The organism is Mahella australiensis 50-1 BON, assembly GCF_000213255.1.
GTDB classification, from domain to species: Bacteria; Bacillota; Clostridia; order Mahellales; family Mahellaceae; genus Mahella; species Mahella australiensis.
The window spans coordinates 1,334,220-1,351,558 of sequence record NC_015520.1; the positions used below are offsets into that span (position 1 = coordinate 1,334,220).

At 43.2% G+C, this 17,339-nt stretch carries 15 protein-coding genes; 13 read left to right on the forward strand and 2 right to left on the reverse strand.

Annotated elements, in window-relative coordinates:
* Positions 1-60 precede the first annotated feature (60 nt).
* From MAHAU_RS06375 to MAHAU_RS06410, 8 genes are all read left to right on the forward strand, one after another.
* Positions 61-2,124, forward strand: coding sequence for a glucan 1,4-alpha-glucosidase (locus tag MAHAU_RS06375; RefSeq protein WP_013780904.1), 2,064 nt, complete (start codon positions 61-63; stop codon positions 2,122-2,124).
* A gap of 85 nt (positions 2,125-2,209) precedes the next feature.
* Positions 2,210-3,880, forward strand: a complete 1,671-nt coding sequence (locus MAHAU_RS06380; RefSeq protein WP_013780905.1) for a ribonuclease J — start codon at positions 2,210-2,212, stop codon at positions 3,878-3,880.
* 4 nt (positions 3,881-3,884) lie between these two features.
* Positions 3,885-4,247, forward strand: coding sequence for a YlbF/YmcA family competence regulator (locus MAHAU_RS06385; protein ID WP_013780906.1), 363 nt, complete (start codon positions 3,885-3,887; stop codon positions 4,245-4,247).
* Complete coding sequence (locus MAHAU_RS06390; protein WP_148258393.1) at positions 4,240-4,713, forward strand: QueT transporter family protein; 474 nt, start codon at positions 4,240-4,242, stop codon at positions 4,711-4,713. Before MAHAU_RS06385 ends, MAHAU_RS06390 begins: the two co-directional genes overlap by 8 nt.
* A gap of 14 nt (positions 4,714-4,727) precedes the next feature.
* A complete protein-coding gene (gene typA / locus MAHAU_RS06395) occupies positions 4,728-6,551 on the forward strand; it encodes a translational GTPase TypA (RefSeq protein ID WP_013780908.1) in 1,824 nt (607 codons plus the stop codon).
* A gap of 29 nt (positions 6,552-6,580) precedes the next feature.
* Positions 6,581-7,489, forward strand: coding sequence for a ComEC/Rec2 family competence protein (locus MAHAU_RS06400; RefSeq protein WP_013780909.1), 909 nt, complete (start codon positions 6,581-6,583; stop codon positions 7,487-7,489).
* A complete protein-coding gene (locus tag MAHAU_RS06405) occupies positions 7,486-8,166 on the forward strand; it encodes an endonuclease III domain-containing protein (RefSeq protein ID WP_013780910.1) in 681 nt (226 codons plus the stop codon). Before MAHAU_RS06400 ends, MAHAU_RS06405 begins: the two co-directional genes overlap by 4 nt.
* Positions 8,159-8,797: a helix-hairpin-helix domain-containing protein gene (locus MAHAU_RS06410; protein WP_013780911.1), complete on the forward strand. Its 639-nt coding sequence runs from the start codon at positions 8,159-8,161 to the stop codon at positions 8,795-8,797. Before MAHAU_RS06405 ends, MAHAU_RS06410 begins: the two co-directional genes overlap by 8 nt.
* A gap of 4 nt (positions 8,798-8,801) precedes the next feature.
* Here the strand turns inward: MAHAU_RS06410 and MAHAU_RS14985 are convergent, their stop codons facing one another.
* Entirely contained in the window at positions 8,802-9,200 is a 399-nt protein-coding gene (locus tag MAHAU_RS14985; RefSeq protein WP_013780912.1) for a helix-turn-helix domain-containing protein, read from the reverse strand.
* A 438-nt stretch (positions 9,201-9,638) separates the two neighbouring features.
* On the opposite strand from MAHAU_RS14985, the gene MAHAU_RS06420 reads away from it, so the two are divergent.
* From MAHAU_RS06420 to MAHAU_RS06430, 3 genes are all read left to right on the forward strand, one after another.
* On the forward strand, positions 9,639-11,357 hold the full coding sequence (locus MAHAU_RS06420; protein WP_013780913.1) for a type 2 periplasmic-binding domain-containing protein: 1,719 nt from the start codon (positions 9,639-9,641) through the stop codon (positions 11,355-11,357).
* Between the two features lie 90 nt (positions 11,358-11,447).
* Positions 11,448-12,416, forward strand: a complete 969-nt coding sequence (locus tag MAHAU_RS06425) for an ABC transporter permease (RefSeq protein WP_013780914.1) — start codon at positions 11,448-11,450, stop codon at positions 12,414-12,416.
* Positions 12,417-12,431: 15 nt separating this feature from the next.
* The gene (locus tag MAHAU_RS06430) at positions 12,432-13,316 is read left to right on the forward strand and encodes a carbohydrate ABC transporter permease (RefSeq protein ID WP_013780915.1); all 885 of its coding nucleotides are present in this window, start codon (positions 12,432-12,434) and stop codon (positions 13,314-13,316) included.
* 36 nt (positions 13,317-13,352) lie between these two features.
* Here the strand turns inward: MAHAU_RS06430 and MAHAU_RS06435 are convergent, their stop codons facing one another.
* Positions 13,353-14,177 (reverse strand): helix-turn-helix transcriptional regulator, encoded by an 825-nt coding sequence (locus MAHAU_RS06435; RefSeq protein ID WP_013780916.1) that lies wholly within the window; start codon positions 14,175-14,177, stop codon positions 13,353-13,355.
* A gap of 115 nt (positions 14,178-14,292) precedes the next feature.
* On the opposite strand from MAHAU_RS06435, the gene MAHAU_RS06440 reads away from it, so the two are divergent.
* Both MAHAU_RS06440 and MAHAU_RS06445 read left to right on the forward strand, forming a co-directional pair.
* On the forward strand, positions 14,293-16,326 hold the full coding sequence (locus MAHAU_RS06440; protein WP_013780917.1) for a beta-galactosidase: 2,034 nt from the start codon (positions 14,293-14,295) through the stop codon (positions 16,324-16,326).
* A gap of 24 nt (positions 16,327-16,350) precedes the next feature.
* Positions 16,351-17,334: a Gfo/Idh/MocA family protein gene (locus tag MAHAU_RS06445; protein ID WP_013780918.1), complete on the forward strand. Its 984-nt coding sequence runs from the start codon at positions 16,351-16,353 to the stop codon at positions 17,332-17,334.
* Positions 17,335-17,339 lie beyond the last annotated feature (5 nt).

The following is a 17,339-nucleotide window of genomic DNA, read 5'->3' on the forward strand; positions in this document are numbered from 1 at the left end:
AGTATTTTCAAAAAGGGGAAAATTATTAATGAAGTTTGCTATGAAGGATGGAAATGATTTATGTATAAGATCATAAAGCAGGTGGGAGGAGAAGCGTTTGGAGGACCCGGAAACAGGCCTACATGGTCTACAGCCAGCAAAACTGGCGTGGGTACGGCTTTCAATTTTTATTCCAAAGTATGGTTTACCATAGCCCGCGGCATTATAACAGAGATCTATTACCCTACTTTGGATACCGCCAATACTAAATCCATTCGGCTGATAGTGGTAGACAAAGACAGCTTTGTGGATGAGGAGTCGGAAGATATGTATCATAGGGTTGAATTCATAAATCCAAAGGCACTGGCTTATCGTCTCATAAATACTGATAAAGAGAAACGCTATAGGATCGATAAACGCATAATAACCGATGCCATGAGAAATTCGATTATTATGAAATGCCGGTTTGAGCCCCTGCAAGGCACTTTGGACGATTATAGCGTTTATGTATTTTATGAACCGCATATAGACAACAGCGGCTATGGTGATACCGGCTATATTACGTCATATATGGGTAAACCTGTGCTGGCTGCATACGATGGTTGTATACACACCGCTTTGATGACAGATGTGCCGTGGAATGCTTATTCGACCGGCTATATAGGTGTAAATGATGGTTTGCTTGATTTGAAACGCAACAGGAGGCTTAATTATCAATTCGATATAGCTAAAGATGGCAATATAGGCCAGATAGCCGAATTAGACATGAGCCGCAGTAATGAATTTACAGTGGTTTTATCGTTGGGGCGCAATGAATTTGAAGCATCGGCCACAGGATATGCTACCATTAATGATGATTATAGAGCCATGGAGCAGGAGTATATAGAAGGATGGAATAACTATTGCGGGCGATTGGACGTCTTGGATGGCAAGGCGACGCAGCTATATTATACTAGTATGATGGTGATAAAGTCTTATGAGGATAAGACTCATAGAGGCGCTACGATAGCGTCTATGAGCGTACCATGGGGCGAAGCGGCCAGTGATGAAAATAGAGGAGGTTATCATCTTGTGTGGGGGCGGGATCTTTATCATACCGCCATGGCATTTATAGCCGCCGGCGATAGCATTACGGCCAATCGCGCACTTGAATATCTGGCTTATGTGCAGCAGCGCGATGATGGGAGTTTCCCTCAGAATTCATGGCTCAGCGGTTATCCATATTGGGGAGGCTTGCAGATGGACGAAGTGGCCGATGCTATAATATTGGCGTGGCATCTAAAACGTAAAGATCTCTATTTCAAATTAGTTAAACCGGCTGCTGACTTTATATGTGCTCGAGGGCCAGCTACGCAGCAAGAACGATGGGAAGAGAACGCCGGCTATTCACCTGCCACCATAGCGGCTGAAATAGCCGGGCTGGTATGCGCAGGGCAACTGGCAGATGACGGCGGTGATATCCATGGTCGCGATCGTTATCTTGAGAAAGCCGATAGATGGCAGAAGGATGTGGACCGCTGGTGTTTTACCACCACAGGCTTTCATGGCAGTGGGCAATATTATATACGCATAAGCCCAAACGGCGATCCCAATTGCTGTGATAAAGTGCATCTTAGCAATGGTGCCGGGGAATACGATCAACGGGAAGTGGTGGATGCCAGCTTTCTGGAATTAGTCAGGCTAGGTGTAAAACGCGCCGATGATTATCATATAACCGAAACATTGAGGGTGGTTGATGAACTCACAAAAATGCATACGGGCAGGGGAGTAGGATGGTATCGTTATAACCACGACGGTTATGGTGAAACAGAGGATTGTCAACCGTATTGCGGCGTGGGGAAAGGACGGCTTTGGCCTGTATTGACAGGTGAAAGGGGGCATTACGAGCTGGCTGCGGGCAATGACCCTACGGAATATATAAGATATATGGAGCAATTTGCCAATAGCGGTTATATGTTGCCTGAGCAGGTGTGGGATGATACCGGTGAGCCTACTGGCTCAGCTACTCCGCTAGCATGGAGCCATGCTGAATACGTATGCCTGCTGGCATCGGCCACACACCGGCGAATAATGGATCAGCCGGAGTGTGTATACCAGCGTTATTGCGCTGACAAAATGCAGTTATTGCTAAACTCGCAAGGATGAAGTATAATATAAAACGATGATACGTGGCCGGAGTATCTAAAAAATATATATAATAATGAAAGAAATGGAGGAAATTTGATTTTTTGTGGCAAAATCGACGAAAACAAAATTAAAGGTGACCCCGCTTGGGGGAATAAACGAGATAGGCAAGAACATGACCGTTTACGAATATGGATCGGATATGATATTGGTGGATTGCGGATCCACATTTCCGGAAGATGATATGCCTGGTGTTGACCTGGTTATACCGGATACTAGCTATCTCGTAAAAATTAAGGATAAGCTCAAGGGTATTGTATTAACCCATGGGCATGAGGATCATATAGGAGCGCTTCCATATGTGCTAAAGGAGATCAATGTGCCAGTGTACGGTACTAGGATGACGCTCGGACTGGTGGAGAATAAACTCAAGGAGTTCGGCTTGAGCACCAGCGTCAAGCTCGTGCATGTAGAAGCCGGCAGCAAAATACAGCTTGGCGCTTTCGAGGTCGAGCTCATAAATGTAAATCACAGTATAGCTGGTACGGTATCTTTGGCTATACGTTGTCCGGTAGGCCTTATAGTGCATACCGGTGATTTTAAGGTGGATTACACGCCTATAGACGGTGAAGTCATAGACCTGGGGCGTTTTGCTCAGCTCGGACAGGAGGGCGTGCTGGCCATGTTTGCTGATAGCACCAATGTGGAGCGTCCCGGCTATACCATGTCTGAAAGCGTGGTGGGTGAAACCTTTGATCGCATCTTTGCCGAGTCTACCGGTAGGATTATAGTGGCTAGTTTTGCATCAAATGTGCATCGCATACAGCAGGCTATAAATTCAGCGCTGACATTTGATCGCAAGATAGTGATATCAGGCAGGAGCATGGTCAATGTTGTAAATGTGGCTACCGAACTCGGCTATCTGTCAGTTCCTGACGGAGCGATAATAGACGTGGATAAGATGAACAGCTTCCCTCCCGAGAGGATATTGATTCTCACTACCGGCAGTCAGGGTGAACCTATGTCGGCATTGGCCAGGATGGCTGCTTCCGAGCATAAGAAGATCGAGATAATGCCGGGAGATCTTATAATAATATCAGCCATGCCTATACCGGGCAACGAAAAGATGATACACAGGGTTATAAATGAATTGTTTCAAAAGGGCGCGGATGTGATATATGAATCGCTCGATGAAATTCACGTGTCGGGACATGCCTGTCAGGAAGAACTAAAGCTTATCCATAAGCTGGTTAGGCCTAAGTATTTTATTCCTGTTCATGGGGAATACAGACATTTGAAACGCCATGCTATGTTAGCGGAATCCTTGGGTATGCCACCCGAAAATATATTTATACCCGACATAGGCGCTACAATGGAATTTTCGGAAACGTCATGCAAGGTGGCTGGCAGCGTACCTGCGGGAAGCGTGCTGGTCGACGGCCTGGGCGTCGGCGATGTGGGCAATATCGTATTGCGCGATAGAAAGCACTTATCCCAGGACGGCCTGATGGTGGTAGTGGTTACAATAGATAAAGAAACCGGTACTTCTATAGCGGGGCCAGACATCATATCCCGAGGATTTGTATATGTCAGAGAATCAGAGGCATTGATGGAACAGGCCAAAGCAGTGGTTAAAAGTGTACTGGAAGAATGCAGAAATGGCAAAGTGAGGGAATGGACCACTATAAAATCGAATATAAGGGATGAACTGAAAAAATTTCTATATGAAAAGACCAAGCGCAACCCGATGATTTTACCGGTTATAATGGAGGTGTGACAACGTGAACGTGTACGATAAGGCACACGAACTGGCTAAGGCATTAAAAGAAAGCCAGGAATATATAGATTATGATAAGGCATTAAAGAAAATTAATGCCAACGATAAGAATAAAAAGATGCTTGCGGATTTCAAAAGACAGGAGTTTCAGATACAGGCCGCTCAGTTGAGCGGCCAACAGCCTGATAAAGAGGATGTAGACAAACTGCAGAGGTTATATCAGATATTGTGTTATGATAGCGATATGAGCGATTACTTTGCTGCCGAATTTCGCTTCAACAGAATGATGGCCGATGTTTACAAGATACTCGGCGATGCCGTCCCGGTCGATATGAGCTTCCTCGGGGAAGAGAATGAGGATGAATAGCAGGTACATTACAAAAGTAGGCCTCATAGCCGCGCTGTATGCCGTGCTGACGTATATATTGCCATCTGGACTAAGTTATGGGCCTGTGCAATTTCGTTTATCTGAAGGTCTTGTACTGCTGCCATATGCCGAACCGGCCGCAGTGCTCGGCCTTGCTATAGGTTGTATCATATCCAATCTGGCCAGTCCGTTCGGCATCATAGATATTATAGCCGGCAGCGCTGCTACGCTGATAGCAGCATATCTGACTCATATTTTAAGAAAAACCGGTAAGGTATATCTGGCGGCTTTGCCACCTATAGTGCTAAATGGCTTGGGCGTGTCTCTATACGTCAGCTATTTCAGCCGCACGCCTTACTGGATAACGGCAGGTTATATAACGTTGAGCGAGTGCATAGCGGTATTCGGCGTAGCTATGCCTGTACTGGCGGTATATATGAAATACGTAAAACCGCGTTTAGCATAAAAGGGAGATAATTAATGCTGGTAAGAGAAGACATAAGGAACATAGCTATAATAGCCCATGTAGACCACGGCAAGACCAGCCTGGTGGACTGCATGTTAAAACAAAGCGGCATATTCCGCGACAATGAAGAAGTAGGCGAGAGGATATTGGATTCCGGCGACCTTGAAAGGGAGCGCGGCATTACTATATTAGCAAAAAATACTGCCATAGAATATAACGGCGTTAAAATAAATATAGTTGATACCCCTGGTCATGCCGACTTTGGCGGCGAGGTGGAGCGCGTGCTAAAGATGGTCAACAGCGTGCTGCTGGTGGTAGACGCCTTTGAAGGGCCTATGCCTCAGACGCGTTTTGTGCTCCATAAAGCCTTGGAATTGAATTTGAAACCCATAGTGGTTATAAACAAGATAGATCGGCCTGATGCTCGGCCACATGAAGTATTGGACGAGATATTCGATTTGTTCGTTGAGTTGGATGCATCGGATGAGCAGTTGGACTTTCCGGTGGTGTATGCTTCTGCTAAAGAAGGCATAGCCAAGATGGAATTGGATGATAACAGCTCCGACATAAGGCCGTTGTTAGATACTATTGTACGCCATGTAGAGCCTCCTGTCGGAGATCCTGATGCACCTCTGCAGATGATGGTAAGTACTATAGAGCCTGACGAATACGTAGGCCGCATAGCGGTCGGGCGTATAGAACGCGGCCGCATAAATTACGGTCAGCGCGTAGCAGTATGTCGGAAGGATGGCTCGATATCATATGCCAAGATAGGTCGTCTGTATTCGTATAAAGGGCTCAAACGCATAGAGATAAAGGAATCGTTGCTGGGCGATATAGTGGCGGTGTCGGGCATAGAGGATATAAATATCGGTGAAACCATATGCGATGATCAGAACCCAGAGGCTCTGCCATTTGTGGAAATAGAAGAACCTACCATGTCTATGACGTTCAGCGCTAATAACAGCCCGTTTGCTGGTACCGAAGGTGAGTACTTTACATCCAGGCATCTGCGCGATAGGTTGTATCGCGAGATACAGACCAACCTGAGCCTCAAAGTAGAAGAGACCGATTCACCGGATGCTTTCAAGGTGTCCGGGCGCGGCGAATTGCATTTATCGGTATTAATCGAGACCATGCGCCGCGAGGGGTATGAGTTTCAGGTATCCAGGCCGGAGGTCATATACAGGGAGATAAACGGTGTAAAATATGAGCCTATGGAGCAGCTGATCATAGATGTGCCCGAGGAGTATATGGGTGCTGTAATGGAGAAACTTGGCCCCAGAAAGGCTGAGATGTTAAACATGCATAACATGAATAACGGCTATGTGCGCATGGAGTTTAAGATACCGTCTCGAGGCCTTATAGGATACAAATCCGAATTTATGACCGATACCAAAGGCAACGGTATAATGCACCATATCTTTATGGATTATGAACCATACAAAGGTGATATACCTACCAGGCAAAGGGGTTCTTTGGTAGCCTTTGAAGATGGAGAGACTACCGTATATGGTCTGTATAATGCTCAGGAACGAGGAACGCTCTTTATCGGCCCTGGCGTGAAAGTATATCAAGGCATGGTAGTAGGTGAAAACCTACGCAGCGATGATATGGATATAAATGTATGCAAAAAGAAACATATGACCAATATGCGTTCCTCTACGGCTGATGAAGCTTTACGCCTGGTGCCTTATAAAGAGATGAGTCTGGAACAATGCATGGAGTTTATAGGCGACGATGAATTAATAGAAGTAACGCCAAAAAACATACGCATGCGCAAAAGGGTATTAAAGAAAGAGGATAGGGCAAAACAACGCGCAGCAGCCAATAGATAAAGAGCATAAACGGATGGGAGTGATTTTATATGCGCAGGAGATTTGCGAGAAGGCCACGAAATTCCGCTATTATGCCAATGCTCGTGGTCATTGTATTGGTGATCGTATGGTTGCTCGCAACTAATGGAATCGAGCAGTCGACCAGTGTCAGCCTGTCCAATGTTATTGATAATGTCGCGGTACATGTATTGGACGTGGGACAGGCTGACAGCATACTGATACAGTGGCCTACAAACCATGCCATTCTTATAGACGGCGGCAATAGGGATGATGGCAGTTTTATAGCCAAATATCTCGAACAAGTCGGCGTAAAACAAATAGATTGTTTGATAGCCACTCATCCGCATGAGGACCATATAGGAGGGCTGCCATATATAATCGGACAAATTCCTGTTAAAGCGGTATATATGCCCAAAGTTACGGCTAATACCAAAATATATGAAAACTTGTTAGATACCATAAAAGATAAAGGCCTGCGCATTAATACAGCTAAAGCTGGCGTGTTGTTGCCTCTGGACGGTGGTATAAGCGCTGCTTTTTTAGCTCCTGTAGGCGACAAATACGAGGATCTGAATCAGTACTCAGCAGTACTCAAAATACAGTACGGGAAAATGCGCTTTCTATTTATGGGTGACGCAGGGTTGGTATCGGAGCAGCAAATGCTCAAATCTGGACAAGACTTGACAGCCGATGTCGTGAAAATAGGGCATCACGGTTCAGCCGATGCCACATCCGAAGAATTTTTGGATGCTGTCCGGCCAAGAGCGGCAGTTATATCGGTAGGCCGAGGTAATAATTATGGTCATCCCGATCAATCTACGCTGGATAAACTAGCCGAACGAAATATAGCTGTTTATAGGACGGATAAGGACGGTATTATCACCTTTATGACCGATGGCAAGGATATAGAGGTGGGTACGAGCAGGAGCGGTAAATGACGAACGATAAAGCAAAGCTTATGAATATATACGATATTCTATACAGTTGCTTTGGACCACGCCACTGGTGGCCGGCCGATACGCCTTTTGAGGTTATGGTCGGTGCCATATTGACGCAAAACGTGGCGTGGGTTAATGTGGAAAAGGCTATACGCAACTTAAAAGAGGCCGATGCGTTAGAACCGTCAAAGTTGGCCTATATGGATTTAGAGCGGCTTAAAGCGCTCATAAAGCCTACGGGTTTCTATAACCAAAAGGCACCAAGGCTGCAGCATATGAGCAGATATATAGTGGAGCGATGTGGTGGTCGTGTGGACAGCCTTTTTGAAGGAGATATGTACGAGGTGCGCGGCGTATTGCTCTCTTGGCCGGGCATAGGTCCGGAGACTGCCGACGCCATGCTGCTCTATGCCGGTAATAAGCCGATTTTTGTAATAGACGCCTATACACGGCGCGTTTTCTCCAGATTGTGTTTGCTGCCATCCGATGTTTCCTATGAAAAAGCGCAGGCATATTTTATGAGCAACCTTCCCAATGATGTACAGCTTTTTAATGAATACCATGCCCTTGTAGACGAGTTGGCCAAGCGCATGTGCTTGAAACGCAACCCTTCGTGCGGCCGGTGCCCGTTGAGCCAGTGCCGATGGGCTCAAAAAGAGGTGCTCGCCGATGCATAATATGAGCCGCGGCCAACAGATGGTGTTCATCGTGCTTATAGCCGCCCTGCTTATAGAAACCGGTGTCCTGCTATGGACCGGCCGAGCCAAAAGGGCTTTTAACGATGATATAATGATAGATGCTCAGAGTATGAAACCTTTAGATGAGGCGGTTTCCAACGAAAAAGACAATACTGAGAATGTTAACATGCAAGAAGAGCAACCGCAAACGATAAAAGTATATGTGGCCGGTAGCGTCAACAAGCCAGGTGTCTATGAATTAAGCGATGGCGACAGGGTGGAAGCTGCTATACAAGCTGCCGGCGGAGCCTCTGCCGACGCCGATATGTCGGGTATAAACCTGGCGCAGCGCTTAAAGGATGAGGATATGATATATGTACCAAAAGCCGGCGAGGCTGCATCGCCAGCTGTCCCACAAAACGCACAGCAAAAGGACGGCAAGATAGATATAAACAGTGCTACCATAGAGGAATTGGATAAATTGCCCGGCATAGGACCAGCCAAAGCTCAAAAGATCATAGATTACAGGGAACAAAACGGGCCGTTTAAGGCTATAGACGATATACAGCAGGTATCGGGCATAGGGCCCGCCACGTTTGAGAATATAAAAGACCTTATAGTAGCCAAATGATGTGTTATAAGCCCGTATCTTTTGATTGGAAGTGTTTTCTTCGTGCTTTGAGTCCCTGAAGGAATATTATAAGGAGTTCTCTCTCGTGTTCATCCAATCGGTCCATGCTTTGTAGCATTAACACTGCCTCACGGCCTATGATTTCTTCTATATAATCGTCTAACGAGGATTCATTTAAATACTGGCTGCTTTCCCTAAGCGATCTTTTACCTATTAAGTAATCTATACTTACATCATAAATCTCGGCTATCCTTTTTAACATTTCAGCATCAGGTGTTCTTTCACCTCGTTCATAATTTGATAAGGCTCCGCTTGTAATACCGAATACCGTGGCCGCATATTTTTGAGTCCATTCCTTTTTTTCTCTTAATCGGCGTAGCCTATCACCTAACGTTTCACTCATAGTTATCACCTTTCGCTTAATATAGCCAATCTTATCACGAGACTCAAAATAAGGGAAAATTTTATAACAAAATGAAAATTAATAGTTGACAATGTCAAAATGTATAGCTATAATAAATTTATATTAAACAATATGTTTATATTCTATACACGTTTTGTTTATATACGAAAAAGAAAGGAGTTTATCAATATGGCCTAGCAGTAATATTGTTGAAGGGCGACTCATATTAATGTAAGTGAAAGGGGGAGATAATTAATTTCATATGCATTTTTATTTACTCGGGAACAGATCATGTACCTATTATAGCCTCTCGATGGACAGATACAATTTTACGTTAACGAAAGGAAAGTTCAGGTGATATTGATTGGGTGGGTTTTTATTATGTAGCGATGTAAAAGGGATTTGTAAAAAACATATAAAAAATGAGGAGGAATTTCTGTGAAAGTCAAAAAACTTATAGCGTTGGTTCTGGTATTAGTCATGACTGCTTTTGTTATAGCTGGGTGTGGTTCCAATGGTGCTGAAAATTCTTCTGAAGATACAAACAAAGAAAATTCAGGTCAAAGCGCAAGTACAAAAACACCGCCGCCTGAGGGTAAAGATACAAACAATGGCAGACCTTACAATTTGGAACCCGTCAAATGGGATAATCGCAATGACCGTTATTTGAATGGTATCAACGCCACTATACTGCCGGTAACAGATAAGCCGACAACGATTAAAATTTGGCGTAGCTTTAACTCGACCGTAATGAAGGGTTTGGATGAATGCGAAGTATTCAAGGAATTGGAAAAACGCACAGGGGTTCATGTGGAGTTTATGTATCCACCAGTCGGTCAAGAAACCGATAATTTTAACCTAAGAATAGCAACCAATGATTTACCACATATATTTTCAACTCCGCCGAATTATCCCGGAGGTTATATGAAGGCTATTCAAGATGAGGTTTATCTGGATTTAACACCTTATTACGACAAAGGCTTAATGCCTAACATCAAATGGTTGCGCCAAAACAATCAAGAAATCAATAGGGATATCGTTGCAGATGATGGTCATATGTATTTCTTCCCTATGATAGACATAGTGCCTTCGGATCCATGGAGCGGCTTATGGGTCCGCGAGGATTGGCTTAAGGAATTAGAATTACCGCTACCAAAGACAATTAGTGATTGGGATAATATGTTGAGGGCTATGAAACAGGCTAAAGGCGTAGCACCGTTGGCTTTAAATGTCAAAGATTGGTACGGCGTTGCAACGAATTATATGTTTGCAGGTTCATATGAGACTGGTTATAATTTTATTAACAAAGATGGTAAAGCTGTTTTTGGCCCAATAGAGCCAGGGTATCAGCAATTTTTATCTAAAATGCATGAATGGTATTCAGAGGGTTTGATAGACCCTGACTTTGCTACTCGTACTTATGAGGCATATAATGCTAATATCGCTGATGGCAAAGTTGGCGCTTGCGGTTTAGCCTATGGTGAATTTGGGCAGATTAAATTGACCGGCCAATCTAAAGATCCAAACTTTAAGCTTACACCGGTATTGCAGCCGACCTCATATGAGGGGCAGGAAATTCACCTCCATCAGGACAATTCTACGGTCAGAGGAGATAGAGAATTCTTTACTACCAAGCTGGTTGATGATGGTATAGATGAAATCGCTGCTCAATGGAAAGATTATTGGTATAGCCAAGATGGTGGAGATCTTTGTTCTTATGGCCCCGAGGGAGTTTCTTATAAATGGAACGATCAAGGTGAACCTGAATGGATTTATCCACGTCTAAAAGAGGAAAAAGATGCTGATTTTTGGACGCTTTATCCGCTCTTCAAATTACACAATTGGGGTTATTTGCGCGATTCGACTTCGTATGAGTTTGAACCCGAAGTATTTGAATGTATTCAACTATGGGACACGCAAGATTCAAGTTGGTTAATCCCAGATAATATAAGCTATACCCCGGAAGAATCTACAGAATTTAATAACATCATGACTGAGATCAACACTTATAGAGATGAAATGACGCTTAAATTCATAATGGGTCAGGTACCATTATCTGAATTTGATGATTTTGTTAATACAATTAAAGGCATGAACATCGATCGCGCAATTGAAATTGAACAAGCTGCTCTTGATCGCTATTTTGCTCGCCAATAGCTTTGCGGTCTTGCTAACGATGTAAGAGTAGTAAACTACTCTTACATCGTTAAAATTTTGTATGTGAATGAAGAAGGAGTAGGGTTTATTATGTCAGTACAAAATACTCAACAATTGCAAACCTCACATTCTACGGCGTCTAAATTTAATTCATGGAAAAACATGGTGGCTAAGGATTGGTATAAACATTGGGAGTTATATTTGATGCTTATACCAGTAGTAGCATTTTATCTGATTTGGTGTTATGGCCCAATGTATGGAATCATCATCGCATTTAAGGAGTTTTCCCCACGCAAGGGTATATGGGGCAGCGAGTGGGCAGGGGTGAAATATTTTATAGAATTTTTTAATAGCCCATACGCATGGCGTGTTATCAGAAATACTATATTGATAAATTTTTGGAATTTAGTCTTTGGCTTTCCATTACCCATTATTTTCGCATTATTGCTTAACGAGGTCAAAAATCAGTTTTACAAAAGAACCGTCCAGACTATAACATATATGCCTTATTTTGTTTCATTGGTGGTTGTGTGTGGTATAATAGTAGACTTTACTGCATCTGATGGTGTTTTTGGAGAAATTACTAAAATGCTTGGGGGAACTCCAACCAATCTATTATCAGATCCCAAGTATTTCCGCACCATATATGTTGGCTCAGAGTTGTGGCAGAGATTAGGTTGGGATAGCATCATTTTCCTTGCGGCATTGTCAGGGATAAATCCAGAGCTTTACGAAGCAGCTACTATTGATGGGGCAGGGAGATTTAAGCAGATTATTCATGTTACTATCCCAGGTATTATGCCTACAATTACGATCTTACTGATCCTTCGTATTGGTGCTATGATGAATGTAGGATTTGAAAAAATCATATTGTTATATAATCCACTTGTATATGATACGGCCGATGTTATTTCGAGCTATGTATACAGAAAGGGTATCGTAGAAAGTAATTTTAGCTTTGCGACGGCTGTAGGCTTGTTTAACTCGTTGATTAATTTTCTTTTAGTTGTATCGGCTAATTGGTTTAGTCGAAAGATGACAGAAACTAGTTTATGGTAGCAAGGGGATGATACGATGAGACAAACTACTGGTGAGAAAGTTTTTGCTGTTTTTAATTATATTTTGCTGTTTATTATCTGTATTATATGCATATACCCTCTTTGGCATGTTGCGGTGGCGTCTATAAGCGATCCGCTGATAATTTATGCCAAACGGGGTTTCTACCTGTGGCCAATGGGAGAAATTAGTTTAAAAGGGTATGAATTAGTGTTTCAGGACCCTAATATAATATCAGGTTTTTTGAATACCTTCTTTTACGTCGGTGTTGGTACCGCCCTCGGCTTGGTTTTAACTATTATGGGAGCTTACGTTTTGTCTCGAAAGGGCCTATATTGGAATGGCTTGGTTATGAAACTAATCGTATTTACCATGTATTTTCAGGGAGGTTTGATTCCATTTTTCATCATGGTAAAAAATATGGGATTAATGGATAGCAGATTGGCTATTATCCTTCCAACAGCCGTAAATACATGGAATCTGATCGTCATGCGCACGGCCTTTACTACCGTGCCGGATAGTCTGATTGAATCAGCCAAATTGGATGGAGCCAGCGAGTGGCGCACTATGTGGGTTATTGCTGTGCCTGTAATTCAAGCTACTGTTGCTGTAATAGCGTTGTTTTATGCAGTTGCAAGATGGAATGAATGGTTTAACCCATCGCTTTTCCTTACTAGCAAGAATAAATGGCCTCTACAATTGTTATTGCGTGAGATACTGCTAAAAAACAGCACACAAGCCATGACCCAACTTGGATCGGTCGGGCAGTCACAACAAGAAATGTATCGCTTGTTGGTTAAATATTGTACAATTATGGTAGCTACAGTTCCTATCCTGATAGTTTATCCATTTGTGCAACGCTACTTTATACATGGCGTTATGATAGGCAGCATTAAAGAGTAGTGCATCAATAGCAGGGCATGTATAGCACATGCCCTGCTATTGATGAGTCTTTCTAAATACGCCTGGCGCCATGCCCTCGTATTTGCGAAATAACGAGCAGAAATAGCTCACGTCATTGTACCCTACGGCGTGGCTTACATCTCTTATAGTAAGCGATTTGTTTAGCAGAAGTAATTCTTTAGCTTTTTTTATGCGATATTTGGCTAAATAGGTAAATGGGGTAACGCTGAACGCTTCTTTAAAAAGCCTGCATAGGTATTGTGGCGTTATATTCATGCATGATGCTAACTGCTCTAGCGATATTTCATCCATATAGTGGTATCTTATATAATCCAAAACTGGAGCTAAATGCATATAATACTGCTGTAGCGAACGATTGTCCTCAATAGATGAATACTTTAGCAAGCATATTAAAAACTTATATACCAGAACTGAAAGCTCTAAATTGTTCAACCCGTCATTTGTTTTGGCTTCTTCAATTATATCTTGCAATAGGATTTCGGCTGGTTTGCTGTCCGACAATGTAAGCACACAGGAACCGGTAAAGCCCAAAGATGCCATTACCGTATCTATATGGAAGCCGTCGAATGTTAACCAGTATACTTCCCATGGCTCTTTTACAGCATAATACTCGTGGGGGTCATGTGGAAGCAATAAAAAGCCCATGCCTGGCGTTATGCTGTATATCTGGCCGTCCAATATCAATTCTCCTGCGCCGCTTACGGTCTGCAGCCAATGGTAGCATGGATATCCCGATAGACGGTGTATGGGAGGCTGATGTTGTTGCCAGCCAGCTGTTTCCATATAGAAAGGTAGATTTCTTTGATTATCGGTGATTACTGTAAATACGCTGATATCCATATTTGCTCCCTCACAGTTTCAAATATTCCTATAAATATTAATATAATCCGATTTACACGTCTATACAATGATGCTAATATAACAATATAGATATATAATACAAGGAGGAAACGAAATGGTCAATCCTAAATTGCCGGCTTTCTTTTATGGTGGCGATTACAATCCGGAACAATGGCCAGAAGCGATATGGCAGGAAGATATGCGCTTGTTTAAGCTCGCTAACATTAATGTTGCAACGGTAGCGGTATTCAGTTGGGCGTTATTAGAGCCATCGGAAGGTCAATACGATTTTACATGGTTGGATAAAGTAATGGATATGCTGTATGAAAAGGGTATGTATGCTTGTTTAGCCACCTCTACGGCAGCTCAACCTGCTTGGATGTCAAAAAAGTATCCGGGGATATTGCCGGTAACTATAGATGGACAAAAACGCAAGCATGGCCGTCGTGTTAATTTTTGCCCCAATAGCCTCGATTATAGGCGAGCATCACAGGCGTTGGTACGTCAGCTAGCCCTGCGTTATAAGGATCACCCGGCACTTGTGGCATGGCATGTAGGCAATGAGTACGGCACCTATTGTTACTGTGAGAATTGTGCTAAGGCATTTCGTCAATGGCTGAAAGAACGATATGGTTCATTAGAAGAACTGAATAAACGTTGGTATACTAACTTCTGGGGGCATACCGTATATGATTGGGAGGAGATAGTACCGCCTTCTCATCTGAGTGAGACATTTAGCCGCGGCTATATGGAAGGTACATATTTTCAAGGCATAGCCATAGATTATAATCGCTTTATGTCTGATAGCAGCCTGGCTTGCTATAAAGGTGAATACGATATTATAAAAGAAGTAACACCGGATATACCTGTTACAACCAACCTTATGGGGACGTTTAAGCCGTTGGATTACTTCTCATGGGCTAAGCATATGGACGTAATATCGTGGGATAATTATCCGTCCAATAAGGCGGTTATGAGCAATATAGCCATGAGGCATGATCTGATGCGAGGTTTGAAAGGCGGTCAACCGTTTATGTTGATGGAACAAACACCCAACCAACAGAATTGGCAACCGTATAATGGATTAAAACGTCCAGGTGTTATGCGCCTTTGGAGTTATCAGGCTGTGGCGCACGGAGCGGACACAGTGATGTTTTTTCAGCTAAGGCAGTCCCGCGGCGCATGTGAGAAATACCATGGCGCTGTTATATCGCATGCTGGTCATGAAAATACACGTGTATTCCGTGAGGTCAGTCAACTGGGAGAAGAGTTAAAAAAACTGGGCGATAAAATACTGGATTCACGCATCAATGCTCGCGTAGCCATAATATTTGATTGGGAAAATTGGTGGGCGACAGAGTATTCTAGCGGCCCAAGCATAGATTTAAAATATGTCCCTCAGGTTGAGAAATATTATAAAGCGTTTTATGATATGAATATACCGGTGGATATGATAAATGAAGATGCTGATTTATCTAAATATGATATAGTGATAGCCCCTCTTATGTATATGGTTAAACCGGGCGTAAATGGGAGATTGGAGGATTTTGTAAAGAATGGTGGTACATTTGTTACCACGTTCTTCAGTGGATTGGTAGATGAAAATGATCTCGTGGTAATGGGAGGCTATCCGGGGCAGTTGCGGCAGCTTTTGGGCATATGGGTGGAAGAGACCGACGCCTTATTTCCAGATATGAAAAATAGTATAATTATAAGCAAACCTTTTGGCAATTTGCACGGGCAATATCAATGCGGTCTTCTATGCGATATTGTGCATTTGGAAGGTGCGCAGGCGTTGGGTGCTTATGGCAGCGATTTCTATGCAGGTATGCCAGCAATTACAGTAAACGATTTTGGTGGGGGTAAGGCTTATTATGTGGCCTCTGATCCGGAAGATGCTTTTATAAAGGAATTTGTGCGCTATATATGTGACCAAAAATCTATAAAGCCTATTATGGATGTACCGGATAATGTAGAAGTTACCCAACGTATAAAAGATAACACCGTGTTTACCTTTATTCTCAATCATAACGAACATGCGGTTATGGTTGAACTTGGGCCGCAAGTACAGCATGAGCTTTTAAGCGATAAATATTTGAGCGGTGCCACGGTGATACCGGCTCGCGGCGTATTTATATTGGAAAGTTAAAAAATTTTTAGGGGGGTTTTATAAATGGATAAGGTAAAAATAGGGCTTATAGGATGCGGTGGTATAGCTAACTACCACGTAAATCATCTGCTAGAAATGGATGACGTCGATATAGTGGCGGTGGCCGATCCTATAGAAGAACGACGTGTGGCAATGAGCCAAAAGGTGGGCGGTGCCCGTATATATCCTACTCATAAAGAACTATATGACGTTGAGGATGCGCTCGACGCCGTATATGTATGCATACCACCCGATCAGCATACCGATACCGAAACAAGGGCTATCGAAAAAGGTTTTAATATCTTTGTAGAAAAGCCTATGGCTCTGTCTATGGAAAAAGCCAATGAAGTGAAAGATGCTATAGATAAAGCGGGCATAGTATCGGCAGTCGGTTTTCAGGATCGTTATCTCGATATTATAGAAAAGGCAAAAACATATCTAGAAGGCCGATCGGTGGGCATAGTTTACGGTTCATGGATAGGTGGTATACCGGGGGTACCGTGGTGGAAGGATAAAAAACAATCTGGTGGCCAAATAGTGGAACAAAATATACATTTATTTGACATGCTGCGTTATTTATTCGGTGAAGCCGATATGGTTTATAGCTGCGCCGGGCGAGGCATAGTAAAAGATATACCAGGATATAACGTGGAAGATTACTCCTCGACGACTATGATGTTAAAAAACGGTGTTATAGCTACGCTATTTACTGGTTGCTATCTTGATGATGATGCTCCCGGCAAGGGAAACGGTTTACGCATTATGTGCAGTGATTCTCGAGTCGAATATGATCTGCGTCATGCCGTGCGTTTCATAAAACGCTATCATATGGAGGAATATATAACAGCACAAGATCAAGGCATGAGGGAGGATCGCATATTTATAGATGCTGTAAGGGCTAAAGACCCAAATATGGTGCGTTCATCATATGCCGATGCCGTTAAATCGCTGCAGTTAACGCTGGCAGCCAATCAGTCGATTGATAGTGGCTTGCCCGTTAAGCTATAGGAGGC